Origin of the sequence: Thiorhodococcus drewsii AZ1 (assembly GCF_000224065.1) — a bacterium.
GTDB lineage: Bacteria > Pseudomonadota > Gammaproteobacteria > Chromatiales > Chromatiaceae > Imhoffiella > Imhoffiella drewsii.
Map to the genome: position 1 here is coordinate 1 of NZ_AFWT01000064.1, position 13,395 is coordinate 13,395.

10 protein-coding genes are annotated in these 13,395 nt (G+C 60.6%); 3 read left to right on the top strand and 7 right to left on the bottom strand.

Annotated elements, in window-relative coordinates; all coding sequences use genetic code 11:
• Nucleotides 1–253: 253 nt before the first annotated feature.
• From THIDRDRAFT_RS22195 to THIDRDRAFT_RS22205, 3 genes are all read right to left on the bottom strand, one after another.
• On the bottom strand, nucleotides 254–640 hold the full coding sequence (locus tag THIDRDRAFT_RS22195) for a hypothetical protein (protein ID WP_040845813.1): 387 nt from the start codon (nucleotides 638–640) through the stop codon (nucleotides 254–256).
• Between the two features lie 249 nt (nucleotides 641–889).
• Complete coding sequence (locus THIDRDRAFT_RS25970; RefSeq protein WP_007043176.1) at nucleotides 890–2,464, bottom strand: LA2681 family HEPN domain-containing protein; 1,575 nt, start codon at nucleotides 2,462–2,464, stop codon at nucleotides 890–892.
• Nucleotides 2,465–2,957: 493 nt separating this feature from the next.
• Nucleotides 2,958–3,647, bottom strand: a complete 690-nt coding sequence (locus THIDRDRAFT_RS22205; RefSeq protein WP_007043177.1) for an NYN domain-containing protein — start codon at nucleotides 3,645–3,647, stop codon at nucleotides 2,958–2,960.
• Between the two features lie 249 nt (nucleotides 3,648–3,896).
• Here THIDRDRAFT_RS22205 and THIDRDRAFT_RS22210 point away from each other — a divergent pair, with 249 nt between their 5' ends.
• The 3 genes from THIDRDRAFT_RS22210 (at nucleotide 3,897) to THIDRDRAFT_RS22220 (ending at nucleotide 10,418) form a co-directional block, all read left to right on the top strand.
• Nucleotides 3,897–5,081 carry an efflux RND transporter periplasmic adaptor subunit gene (locus THIDRDRAFT_RS22210; protein ID WP_040845819.1) on the top strand — a complete coding sequence of 395 codons (1,185 nt, stop codon included), beginning with the start codon at nucleotides 3,897–3,899 and terminating at the stop codon, nucleotides 5,079–5,081.
• Entirely contained in the window at nucleotides 5,078–8,167 is a 3,090-nt protein-coding gene (locus THIDRDRAFT_RS22215; RefSeq protein WP_007043179.1) for an efflux RND transporter permease subunit, read from the top strand. Before THIDRDRAFT_RS22210 ends, THIDRDRAFT_RS22215 begins: the two co-directional genes overlap by 4 nt.
• 259 nt (nucleotides 8,168–8,426) lie before the next feature.
• Nucleotides 8,427–10,418 carry an NHL repeat-containing protein gene (locus THIDRDRAFT_RS22220; RefSeq protein ID WP_007043180.1) on the top strand — a complete coding sequence of 664 codons (1,992 nt, stop codon included), beginning with the start codon at nucleotides 8,427–8,429 and terminating at the stop codon, nucleotides 10,416–10,418.
• Here THIDRDRAFT_RS22220 and THIDRDRAFT_RS22225 read toward each other — a convergent pair.
• From THIDRDRAFT_RS22225 to THIDRDRAFT_RS22240, 4 genes are all read right to left on the bottom strand, one after another.
• On the bottom strand, nucleotides 10,415–10,882 hold the full coding sequence (locus THIDRDRAFT_RS22225) for a GNAT family N-acetyltransferase (protein ID WP_173364702.1): 468 nt from the start codon (nucleotides 10,880–10,882) through the stop codon (nucleotides 10,415–10,417). The two genes, THIDRDRAFT_RS22220 and THIDRDRAFT_RS22225, sit on opposite strands and share 4 nt — an antisense overlap.
• A 587-nt stretch (nucleotides 10,883–11,469) precedes the next feature.
• Nucleotides 11,470–12,759, bottom strand: a complete 1,290-nt coding sequence (locus THIDRDRAFT_RS22230; protein ID WP_007043182.1) for an alpha/beta hydrolase family protein — start codon at nucleotides 12,757–12,759, stop codon at nucleotides 11,470–11,472.
• 27 nt (nucleotides 12,760–12,786) lie between these two features.
• A complete protein-coding gene (locus THIDRDRAFT_RS25040) occupies nucleotides 12,787–13,071 on the bottom strand; it encodes a hypothetical protein (protein WP_245535915.1) in 285 nt (94 codons plus the stop codon).
• 112 nt (nucleotides 13,072–13,183) lie between these two features.
• A partial coding sequence (locus tag THIDRDRAFT_RS22240) for an integrase core domain-containing protein (RefSeq protein WP_007043183.1) occupies nucleotides 13,184–13,395 on the bottom strand: 212 nt, incomplete at its 5' end.

Here is a 13,395-nt window from a genome sequence, read left to right on the forward strand (position 1 = left end):
CATCGGCGCATGCCTCGGCGTGAAGCACATCGGAAAGCCGTGTACGGGAAAACCGTATGCACGGATTGATGAGGGAGGGCTGGTCTCCTGTGCCTATGATTCGGCTAGTGAGGCACCGCCAAACGAAAGGGGCGGCAACAGATAGGCCGGGTCTACGGGTGCGGGATGCCTGCTCTCTACTCTACCCCTTTACTGAGTGACCCTTTTCCCTTTAGCAGCGCCCAACCGGAGCTGTAGCGAAGGGAGCAAGCGGTCAGTCATCCGCGTTAATTTCACGGGTAGAAATTGCTTTTCGATGCGCGCATCGAATTTCATAGCGCTCCCCCGCCAACTCTTCCACCCAACACCTCGCCGGCTTCTCCAAGATCCAAAATGCGACCACATCGAGAAGACCTACATGCGAGATGGCCGTCCGGGCGCTTAACAGCAAACCTTTAAGTGCCAACACTAGCCGCTGAATCCTATTTCTTCCATCTCCATGCCGCCATGCCTTCGCCCTAGCCGCTACTTGCAAAAGCTCACAGCATAGAAAAGCTCGCTTTTTGCTCAATGGTATCGCTAGATATCCGTACTTCCTGAATTCTTTTCGAAGTCGCTCAGAAGTAATGTCTTCATACTCAATTCGAATGATTTCGTCCATGTACAGTTTCTCCGGCGTAGGGACTCCGGTTACCAGGAGCCCCCGCCACAGACCCGGACGTGCGGTTTTCTAGCATCCGGTTCCTGGTTGTACTCGCATTCGCGCGAGCGATGAGTTTCATGCAAACACCTGCGGTGCGTGGGGCTGTTCCGCGAGCGATGGACCATGTGCTCTAGCACCTCGCGGGCTCGGAACAAAGGATAGCTCCGTCGAGGCAGACAATCACACGGGACGTAACAGCTGTTGCTTTTACTTTGCTCTTACTTTGCGACCCTTACTTTTGCTTACTTTTGCTAGGTTCACTCTTTGAAGTGAAACAGCTAAGCCAGTGAGGCCTGACTCTTTTAACCCTTTTTCACGAAAGTGAAAAACAAAAGAGAAAATAGCAGACCGTGTTAGCTGAAGCATTTGCTCCACCATTTCTTCGAAGACACCCAAGCCTACTATTTCTACATCATCAGAAAACTCATAAGCACCGAATTTGTCATTGATGTTGCCCGAATGAGCAATGACGAGAAAACCATGCTCCATGGCATTCCTAAGCCGCTTAAAATCTTGCCATTCCCCATGTTTGTGTTCATTTAGATCGGTAGCAATGCTGTAAAGTGCCAGCAGGGCGGGAGTTTTGATTATCTCGAATTTTTCTCTGCGATTATCACGATCGAGCTGCCAGAAGTTCTGAAAGTAAACCATGCCATTTTTGGGTTTCAATGAATGGTATTCACAAATAGCCAGCCCGATTTTATCCAAAATCCCGAAGCACAATCTGAAAGCGGTTCTTAGCTTTTCAAAATCAAGACCTAGGCATTCATTGTTTTCTAAATTTGTAAAGCACTCCTCATGAATTAGACCAGCGCCTACCTCTGCCCTTACGTATTCAAAATAACAGTGCCGAGCCATAGAGAATTCTGACTTTAGGCGATTTAAAACCGCTTCCATTTGAGGAACAAAAGCCCCGCCAATTGCAATAGAGGTCAAAGGAATGGTCAGATTATCTCTAGCTGCCCCCGCGCATGAACAATATAACCCGTGCTCAGAAAGAGTTAAGTTGCTACGGCAGCAATATTTGCGATATTCACTTAACTCTTGGAATTCTTTTTGTGTTTCTTCATGATCGCTTTCGTCAATTCTTTGCTTAAACCTTTCAGCCTGCTCCACGTAGTAAGTGGCGTAATCTGGCGGAATAGATTTCGACCGTGATGCCCGATTGTAGCCACACGAAATTTCGTGAAGCATTTTTGCCGAACAAGAAGTCGAAACAGTATTCAACATTAACAATGCTTCGGAGCGATTTATCCATGATTGAGCTATATCTGGAGCAGACTCGCAAATATTGTCGTAATACCACATGGCTTCTGAAAACCGAAATTGACGTTTTAGGCAATTTGCAAGATTAACGTATTGCTCTGAAAACTCTTCATTGGCCTTTCTAGCCTCCTTGACAGATTTCCAATAGTCATTCTTGGCTTCAACAAGAGTTTCAATCGAAGAGAAAGACAGATCGAAAGCTGAAGTCTGCTCAACAATGTTGCATTTGGCGTTTCCCAAATTATAAAAATATTTTTGCGAATCAATTACCCCATCAATTTTCGATTCTAAGCTCTCAAAGAGTTCTAAGGCTTTTAGGGCATGCTCCCTGTTACTTAAGGCATGAGCGATATCAACTAGAAAGCCCGCAACATTGAATTTGAAGATGACAAAGGTATCAGAGTCATTGTCTTTTTTCGCAATCTGCTCTAGTAACTCGATTGTTGCACTCTCAGCCTGGATAAATGCACCTGAATCGATTAGAGCGCTTATAGTGTCAAATATGGCCTGGCTCACGACTATAGATCTAACAATTGATTATACCGTTCCCCTGTAAATTACCACGTTTCGTGAGATGTTGACGTACATGCCCCTCTCATGGCCCCACATCTTCCGTTTATCCTGCTTCCGACAATATGATAAACAGAAGGGTGGATATCTGCCTGGCCCCTTCCGCCCTTGCTTTTTTTGAGGCTCAAAGAAATCCTATTGCGAAAGATTACCCGCGCAGTCTATGCAGGTAGTGATCATATGCGCCGTCAGCGGTCCAGACGACTGCGGACGCCAACGGACAATACTCCACCACTATCAGCAACTGGAACGAAGCCGTCAGCGAAGAAGCGGATGCCGCACCCATGGACCCGGCCTTGATCCATCACAGGCCCGGTCCAATGCCAGCCTAGAACAGCAAGCGCTTCTGCATCCCCTTCCCCGCTTCCTGGAGGCCGGGAAACTGAGCCAAAACCCCTCGGCGTGAGGCCGGTGTCTTGTAGCCGAGGTTGGTGAGCGCCTAGCCCACCTCCGTTGGGCTGTACCCTCCTCCCGGTTGCTGAGCACAGGTCTCGCGCACGTGCTTGATGGCCTGCGCGACCTCCTTCGGAACGGCGCTCGCGGGTTGGGACATCGGCCGGACCAGGTGGATCCGCGACTCGCTATCCGGCTCGACGGTCCTCTCGGCCGCATGAGGCGGCTCGGCCAAATTCGGGAGCAGAAAGGTGGTCAGATTGGCGCGTCGAGCCGTCGGAATCTGACTGTCGGCATAGGCGACATAGAGCCGAACGCCCGCGTCCTTGACCTGCTCGGCGGCATCGAGCAACAGCGTATCGCGTGAGACGACCACCACGCGCATCCGGGTTCGCAGATGCTCGGCGAGATCCTTCCCCAGGGCGAGGATGAGCGCGATATCGGCGGCATTGGGGCGACAGGGCACGGACAGATTCTCGATCGCCAGGCCGGGAATCAGTTCCCGCAACGCCTTGATCCAGGAGTCGTTCTTGTTTCCTTTGTCGTTCCCGGCCAAGGTCACGCGATGGATCGAGCCGCCGACGTCATGCTGAAGGACGTCGATCAGGGCCGCGGCGCTCTGGGCCGACTGATTGTCGGCGTCGATGTAGAGGGCGAAGGCCGGACGCTCGAGGCGCATCGGCTCGATCTCCGCGCATGTCGACTGTGGAAAATCCTGCGCCTGGATATCATCCATGCGATCTCTCCCGGTGATAACTCTCATTCCAAGGATGCCCACCCGTTCGGCCAGATGGCAACATCCGGGGCATCGGTCGACGGCCCTTTCCGTCCCAGCCATCGGAAACAGGATGTCACATGAGCACGGCGAGCCGATCGCGTGCATCGGCGCAGTAAGGACTGCGGGATAATCGGCAACGGGGAACGCCCCCAACCCTTGATGGACCAAGCTTCGAACCGAGCCAACACTCAACTGGATCCCGATGCCGTGACACGCCCCAGCCGCAAGACCCTGCTCTTCACCTTGATTCTGATCGGCGGCTTGGGCTGGATGGCATGGGCCGTCCAGCAACAACTGCGGGAGACCTCGCCATCGCGCGGAGATGACGCCACCACGCGACCGATTCCGGTCGAGGTCGCCGCCATCACCCATGGCCCCATCGAAAAACAGCGTACCTTCACCGGCACGCTGGAAGCCCATGCCGAGTTCGTCGTGGCCCCCAAGGTCAGCGGTCGGGTCGAGGTCCTGAACGTCGATCTGGCCGACGAGGTGAGTCGCCGCCAGGTGGTCGCCATTCTGGATGATGCCGAATACGTCCAGGAGGCAGCCCGCGCCGAGGCGGATCTGGCCGTCGCCCAGGCAAGCCACCTGGAGGCCGAAAGCCTGCTGAAGATCACCGAGCGCGAGTTGGAACGGATCGAGAAGCTCCAGTCGCGCGGCCTCAGCTCCGAGTCTCAGCTCGACACCACCCGCGCCGAGCAGCTGGCCAAGCGGGCGCTGGTCTCGGTCACCGAGGCGCGGGTCGCGAGCGCACAGGCCAACCTGGAGACGGCCCGGATTCGGCTCGGCTACACCCAGGTCACGGCCGATTGGCGCGGCGGCAGCGAGCGGCGCATGGTGGCCGAGCGCTTCGTCGACGAGGGCGAGACGGTCACCGCCAACACGGCACTGCTGCGCATCGTCGAGCTCGATCCCATCACCGCCGTCTTCTCCGTCACCGAACGCGACTATGCCGACCTCAAAAGCGGCACTCAGGCCCTGATCGCGACCGACGCCTACCCCAACGAGACCTTCGAGGGACAGATCCAGCGCATCGCCCCCGTGTTCCGCGAGTCCACCCGTCAGGCCCGGGTCGAGATCGGCGTCGCGAATCCCGACCGCCGTCTCAAGCCTGGCATGTTCGCGCGCGCCACACTGATTCTGGATCGACACCAAGACGCAATCATCGTCCCGGAGCAGGCGCTCACCAGACGCGATGGACTCGATGGCCTCTTCGTCATCGACGCGGATGCGGACAAGGCCGTCTGGCGCCCCGTCAAACCGGGCATCCGACAGGGTGATCAGGTCGAGGTGATCGGAGAAGGGCTGGAGGGTCGCGTGGTGGTACTGGGACAGCAGCAACTGCGCGACGGCGCGTCGGTGCGCATCGTCGAGCGGGGAACGGCGCCATGAACCTGGCCAGCGCCAGCGTCCGCCGGCCTATCTTCACCGTCATGGTGACCCTCATGGTGATGGTGCTCGGCGGGCTCTCGCTCAGCCGGCTGCAGGTCGACCTGCTCCCCAGCATCGAGCTGCCCACCCTCACCGTCCGCACCGAGTACGAGGGCGCCGACCCCATCGTCATCGAGCGTCTGGTCACCCAGATCGTCGAGGAGATCGTCGCCACCGTGCCCGGCATCGTGGAGATGACCTCCAGCTCCTACGAGGGCCACAGCAGCGTGCGCGTCAGCTTCGCCTGGGGCACCAGCATCGACAACCTGGCGGTCGACGTGCAGGCGACGCTCGAAGACGAGATCAGCGAGCTGCCGGACGACATCGTGGGGCCGCGCATCAGCAAGTTCGACGTGGACTCCTTCCCGGTGGTACTGCTCGGCATCTCCAGCCATCTGGATCCGGTCGAGCTGACGCAGCTGGTGGAGAACCAGATCCGCTACCGCTTCGCCCGCATCCCCGGCGTGGCCCAGGTCGACCCATGGGGCGGCTTCACCCGCGAGGTGCGGGTCAAGCTGGATCCGGGCAAGATCAACGCCCTGGGGCTCGCGCTCAACGACATCCTCGACGCCATCGAGGACGCCAACCTCGACCTGCCGGCCGGCAAGCTCGAACGCGGACGCTACGAGGTGACCCTGCGCGCCCCGGCCGAATTCACCAACCTCGACGAGATCCGCGAGACCGTGATCGGCCGGCGCGAAGGCACCCTGGTGACCCTGGGCCAGGTCGCCAAGGTGACCGACACCTACGAAAAGCTGACCCGTCTCATCCGGGTCAATGGCGAGCGCGGTCTGCGCCTGGCCATCCGCAAGCAGGCCGAGTCCAACACGGTCGAGGTCGCGCGCGCGGTGCTCAAACAGGTCGAGTCGATCAACCGCGACTTCCCCCAGCTGCACATCGTTCCCGTCATCGACCAGGGCAACTTCATCCAGCGCTCCATCACCAACGTCGCCAACTCGGTGCTCTACGGCGGCGCGCTGGCGGTCCTGGTGCTGCTCTTCTTCCTGCGCAACCTGCGCAGCACCCTGGTCATCTCGCTGGCCATTCCCATCTCGGTGCTCGCCACCTTCGCCCTGCTCTATTTCGGCGGATTCACCCTCAACCTCATGACCCTGGGCGGACTGGCGCTAGGTGTCGGCATGATGGTCGACAGCTCGGTCGTGGTGCTGGAGAACGTCTATCGGCGCCACCAGAGCGGCGGCGAGCCGCCGCGCTCCGCCGCCGTCGCCGGCACCCGCGAGGTCGCCTCGGCGGTCGTCGCCGGGACCATCACCACACTGACCATCTTCCTGCCCCTGATCTTCGTGCGCGGCGTGCCGGGCGTGCTCTTCCAGGAGCTGGCCTACGTCATCATGTTCTCCCTGCTGTGCTCGCTGCTGGTCGCGCTCGGGCTGGTGCCCATGCTCGCCTCGCGGCTGATCGACGACCGACCGCCGGGATCGGACGGCGGCTGGACGGCCCGTCTGGCCGAGCGTGTCGGGCGCTGGCTGACCGCCATGGAAGACAGCTACGGCGTCCTGCTGGGCTGGGCGCTGCGCCACCCCTGGCTGACCACGACCGCAGCAGCCGCCACCTTCGCCGTCATCCTGCTGCTGGCCCCCTTCATCGGCACCGAGTTCCTCCCGCCCAGCGACGAGGGCGAGGTGCGGGTCACGGGCGAGATGGAGGTCGGCACCCGTCTGGATCTCATCGACCGCCAGACCCGTCAGATGGAAGCGATCGTCTATGCCGCCGTACCCGAGGCGACCTCCTCGGTCGTCTCGGTCGTCACCTCGGGCACCCGGGGCAGCGCCAAGGCCAAGGGCGAGATCCGGCTCTCGCTCACACCGGCGGCCCAGCGCGCGCGCTCCAACAAAGAGATCGCTGAGGACCTGCGCCAACGGCTTGAGGGACGCATCCCCGGCATGAAGATCCGCACCCGCGCCCCCCAGGGACAGTTCCTGCTCGAACGTCTGCTGGCTGGCACCGAGGGCGTCACGGTGGAGGTCCGCGGATTCGACCTGGACACCCTGGGACTGCTGGCCGGACAGGCGGCGGACGCCATCGGCGACGTCGCTGGCGTAACCGACGTGGAGGTCAGCCGCGAGGCCGGCATCCCCCAACTGCAGATCCATATGCTGCGCGACAAGATCGCCGACCTGGGGCTCACGGTACGCGACGTCACCGAGGTGGTCGAGACCGCCGTGGCCGGCTCCAAGGCCGGCGAGCTGCGCACCCAGGGCGATTCCTACCGCATCCTGGTCCAGCTCGAGAACGCCGAGAAGCGCTCGATCGACGAGATCCTGGACCTGACCCTGCGCACCCCGGACGGCGAGCAGGTGGCGCTGCGCAATCTGGTCACGACCGAGGACGGACGCGGCCCGGTGATCGTCGAGCGCAAGGACCAGCAGCGCGTGGTGAGCGTCACCGCCAACGTCTCCGGGCGCGACCTTGGCTCGGTCGCCGCCGACGTGCGCGAGCGTCTCGGCGACATCCCGCGCCCGGTCGGCTACGACCTCACCATCGCCGGCAATTACGAGGAACAGCAAAAGGCCTTCGACGAACTACTGGTCTCGCTGCTGCTCGCCCTGGTGCTGGTGTATATGGTACTGGCCTCCCAGTACGAATCCCTGCTCGACCCGCTGGTGGTCATGCTCTCGGTCCCGGTCGCCTCGGTCGGCGTGGTGCTGACCCTGCTGCTCACCGACACCACGCTCAACCTGCAGTCGGCGATCGGCTGCATCATGCTCTGCGGCATCGCGGTCAACAACGCCATCCTGCTGGTCGACCAGACCGGACGTCTGCGCGCGGAGGGGCTCCAGGTCCGCGAGGCACTGGCCGAGGCCGGCCGGCGCCGACTGCGCCCCATCCTCATGACCACCTCCACCACCCTGCTCGCCCTGCTGCCGCTCGCCCTCGGCATCGGCGAGGGCGCCGACGCCCAAGCCCCCCTCGCCCGCGCCGTGCTCGGCGGGCTAGCGGCCTCGACGCTCATCACCCTGGTGCTGATACCGGCGGTCTATTCGCTATTTCATCGGGATGCCGTGCAACCGAAAACCCGGAGCTGACGCCTATATCGGCGAGTTTCGTGGACGACGTGGAGGTGATCGCCGCCCCCTTCGCGGCGCGCTGCCCTTTGCGCTCGATGCGCTTTGAGAGGCTTGACACGGCCTTTCAGTGGACCGATATCGATCAGCTCACGAGGCAATCCGCGCGAACTCAGTGGTCAATCGCCCGAACGTTTCGTGGACAATCATCTTCAGGCTCCATCGACCGGGTGACACCATGAATCGACACGCCAATACTCGCGGATTTCGAGGACTTTGGATGCTTTGTGCCATCGGGCTCTATCTGTTCTTGGGATCGGCCAGGGGCGCGGAGCTGAACGGGCAGCTGAATCTCGCGACGACGGATCATCCGGATCTGATCCAGGACGTTGCCATCACGCTGTACGAGGCCACCGAGTTCGCCCCAGTCGCCCTGGCGACGACGAGAACCGGAAGCGATGGCCTGTTCCACCTCGAGACTGGCCGGGCGACATCGGCTAGCATCCTCTTCCTCTCCGCCACCGTCACCGACCAGGTTCGGTTGTTGACCGTTCTCGGCGAGACGCTGCCTCAGGTTGCGACCATCAACGAAATGACCAGCGTCGCCGCCTCCTACGCGATGGCACAGTTTCTTCGCTCGGGCCAGATCGCCGGCAACGCCTTCCGCCTGCGCATCGCGGCGATGATGAGCGCGAATATCGCCAATCCGGTCACGGGCGAGGTCTCGGCGGTGTTGAGCTCGCCGCCGAACGCGGATCAGACCAATTCGTTCCGACTCACGCGCTCATTGGCCAATCTGCTCAATCTGTGTGCCGTAGCGCCGTCTTACGCCAAGGCGCTCCTGCCACTGCTCACCGACGAGCGCGGCCAGGTGCCGGCGGATACGGCTATTGGCTTGGCCAATCTCGCTCGAAACCCGGCCGTAGACCCCGACCTCCTCTATTTGTTGTCCTCTCTCCGTCAGGGCTATGCCCCGGCGCTGAGCCAAGCGCCCGACCAATGGTCCATCACGGTCAAGCTGAACAACACGGGCCAATCCGATATCCCGTTCGGAGGCGTGGCCAACGTCGACTGGGATTCCTATGGTTACGCCTGGGTCGCCAATAACGTCACACAGGGAACGCCGAATTCCACCAAGTACAACGTCGTCCTGAGGCCGGACGGCAAACCGGCGGATGGAACCGGAGGCGAGCCCGTTTCGCCCTTCGCGTCGGGCGGGCTGCTCGGTGTGGGCTGGGGCGTGTCGGTCGACCAGAAGGATCGGGTCTGGTTCGGCAATTTCGGTTGGGGCAGTCCCAAGGACCTCTATTATCCGAGTCAGACCGCCGGCAGTCCCAGCGGGGCCGGAACCGGGAGCGTCTCCACGTTCGACGCCGCCGACGGTTCCCCGCTCTCCGATGTCGGTTACTTCGGCCCTTACCGTGTTCAGGCCATCGAGCCCGATGACTGGGGGAACATCTGGATGGCAAGCCTCGGCGACACCAATGTCGCCGGCGGCAGCGGGGTTTGGGTATTTCGCAACGGCAATCCCGACGACAGCGTCTCCGCCGTAGTGGACTGGGAGGACGCGCCGTTCGGGGTCGCCCCGATCCCTGGTCAGGCGGCGGCCTGGGTCACCTTCTCCGGCGGACTCGCGGGCGAGCACCAGAGCAGCATCGCCAAGTACGCGCTCACCGACACGGGCGAACTCGAACAGAGGTTCATCGCGCCGGTCGGAGACACCCTCAAGGTGGTGGCCACGGATTTTGCGGGTAACGCCTGGTTCGCCTCGCAGGGCACCGATTCGGTATTCGCCTACAGCCCGGACGGAGAACAGCTCGGAGAGTTCAGCGGCGGCGGAATCGATGGCCCCTGGGGCATCACGGTGGACGGTGAGGGCAACGTCTGGGTCGCCAACTTCGGCGACCTCGCGATCGGCAACGTCTTCGACCGGGGACGCCTGTCGAAGCTGTGCGGGGCCAACCCGGCCGCCTGCCCGCCTGGGCTGGCACTCGGCGATCCGATCTCGCCCGAGACGGGTTACACCCTGCCATCCGAGGGGGCTCCGGTCCTGCTCTCCAATGGCGATCCACTCTACGGACCTGGTGCGCCACCGAGCTTCGCTCCCATGATGCGGCAGACGAGCGTACAGATCGATGCCGCCGGAAACGTCTGGACCATCAACAATTGGAAGCCCCGCTTCGATGTCGACATCCTGTCGAACCCCGGCGGCGACGGGATCGTCATCTTCGTCGGACTCGCCACTCCCCCGCCGCGATCACAACGAATTTAGGCGACCTTGCTGGGATACTTGAGCGCGAGACGCAGCATGTCGAAGAGTTGTATCCCGTCCTCGAAAATCGGCTCAGGGTAGTTGTTGACGAAGAAGTCATGGTCGATGCTCGTCACCCGAAAGCCATGCCGCTGGTAGAAGGCAAGTTGATAGCCAAACGTGCCGGTGCCTACCTCTAATTGGCTTGCACCAGATTTTCGAAAAAATTCAACAATCCATTTCAGTAGCGCCGTGCCATAGCCGGATTTCTGATGGGCTGGCTGTACGGCGATGCTCATGAGCTCATGCGCGCCTGAGCCGCGCGGCTGGACAACACATGCGCCGACCACGGTCCCATTACTTGAAGCAATGAAGCACGTTGAACCGGAAAGATAAGAGCGAATCTTGTCTTCAGAGGGATCAGCAAGCAGCAACAGCTCTATTGGAGCATCTCTTGCCGGAATTTCTTGAATCACTAGTGACATGTTTATACTGCCGCTTAACGATATAGGGACTTCGCTCAAGCCCCTTCTCTCTTCTGTTCTCTCTCACGTCGATCGGTCGGTTCGGGGTTGAGCCTTTGCCGGTCACACGAGTCACGTATCGCTCGGTTGGGCCTTGATCATCGATTGATCCATTCGGTACATAACTCCCTGGCCATGACGCTCCACGGTGTGGAGCGTCACATCAGTCTTATTTCAGCGGTCGGCGGAAAAGGCCACCGACCTGGATTCGCGTCAAGGAACGCTCGGTCTCCGAGCGCGACAACAAGAGTCGGCGAGCCTCTGCGCGATGCCGACTTTGCGTCAATGTAACAGGACCAAGACGATTCGATGACAAGAACCGTCGCACTATCTGCACCTGGCCAGGAGATGATGTCAGGTATTGACTTTTGCCTCTTTGGCAGCGCGCACGATCCGGCTGATCCGCGCGTAATGCAGACCACAATGGTCGCCGATGTCTTTAGACCTGCTGGCGCAGCCCTTCCCAAACGATTTCGACTCAGAGGGGCCTGGTCACGAGGGCAATCCAGGGCATCAGGTTTGCGCTCAAGACGAGCCCGCCCCACGGGCTATTGCAACACCCCGTCCAGCCAATCGAGGATCAGGGCCATGCCAGCGGCCATGCCCCCGACCTGGCAGTGTTGGTTGGCCTGGTGGCTACCGAGGAATGTGAGGAACGTCTTGGGGCTCCGGAGCTTGTCGTAGAGGGCGCGGGAGTCGGCCAGAGTCAGGAAATGATCGCCGTTGGAGCCGATAACCAGGGTCGGGCACCGGATGTCCTGGACCACGTCCTTCAGGGTGAATTCCCCCCAGAACTTCATAAAATCCAGTGGAGTCGCCGCGCCGGTAGTGAACAGGCCATTCTCGATCCACCAGCGAAGGCCCACATTGTTCTTCATTTGGGCGCGAAGCTCTTGGTTGGCCGCGTCCGGGTCAGCGAGCATCTGTTTCCATGCATCAGGCGAAGGGCGCTTCGTGCCGTAGAGGTCGAACTGGCCGGGATTGGCCACGCAGGCGGCTAGACGGTGTTCGAAGGCGGCGGCACGGGGGCTCAGAAAACCTCCCATGCTGAGGCCCATGAGCGCCACCTTGCCGGAGTCGACCTCCGGGCGGCCCAGGGCATAGTCCACCACTGGAGTGACCACGTTTTCCCAGTCATGGCGGAAGTGCAGCCCCTGCTCCAAGAGCGCAGCCCCCTGTCCCGGGCCCTCGAAGATAAGCACGTTGTATCCGCGGTCCAGGGCGAAGACGGCGGTGAAGTAGAGTTCCTCGCCCGTACCGTCGAAGCCGGTCTGAAGGATCAGCGTCTTTTTGGGCGCGGCGCTGCGGTCGGGTTGGAGGAAGTAACCGGGCAAGGTCGTATCCTCGTACGGGATGCGGATCGTCTCCACGGGCCTCGGCATGAGCGTTGCGGCCTTCCGAAAGGTCTCGCGGCTGAGGTCCGCAGTTTCTGCGATGCGGGGATCGGACGGGTTACCGTGCAGGAAAAAGGCGGCGGTACGGTAGTAGTTGCTGGCACGCAGCAGGGCCTCGCGCGCCGAAACCTTCTGTCCCTTGCCCAGTGCCCCGGTTGCGTCGGCGTGGATGCGTCGGGCGAGTCCGTTCCAGGCATTGAACCAGGAGTCGCCGTCACCCGGCACAATGGTATGGGCGGTGAAGAGGCATTCGTTGATGTCCGCGCCGCCAGAGACCGCATAGCCGATGTTGCGCTGCAACTCATAATCGAAGGTGATGTCCTCGAATACGAACACGGGTCTGGCTGCAGCCGCCGGGGCCGGACCGCCCAAGGCACAGGATTCGGTCCCAAGGGTGGCGAGGGCGAGAACGGCAACCAGGGACAGGATGGCGTTGCGGTGCATCAGCATGGACTCCTTTTCTGTCTAATGTCAGATCTTGCTTTTTGCTTCGTCAGCTGCGCAAACAATACAGCTGATCCACGCGTAATGCAGACCAACATGCTCCCCAATGTCTTTCAGAGTGTGCCCGCCGCTGGCGTAGGCTGCTGCAATGGCTTGATCTCGATCGGAGTACAGGCTGACGTACTCGGCCAGCGGCTTGGCGGGTGGGCGACGCTGAGCGAGGGGGACTTCGCTCAAGTCCCGGTCCTTCGGCACTCGATGGCTGAGTTCGCCAACGAACGCGTCCGATCCGAGAAAGACTTGTTGCTTCAACTGCTCACAAGGGCTGGACAGGACGATGCCCTATGGTGACACCTGTGATGTGCGGGGCGAGCCCTTTGTTATGTAAAGTGGACCCCATGTCCAGGACAGTTTTCCCCCGAATTTAAGTTGTACTGGCCACCTCAATCGCAGCGGTTTGGCGCTGCCCCAGTGTTGTCTCGCCGAAGCGATCGACGATCTTGGCCCCACCCCCGTTTCCCGATCGGTAGACCGCATCAGGCGTGAGGTACCCCAGGGATTGGTGGGGGCGCTCTCCGTTGTAGAAGGCGAAATACTCAGTCAACCCCAGGAGCAGCTCGGGCAAGCTGGCGTAGC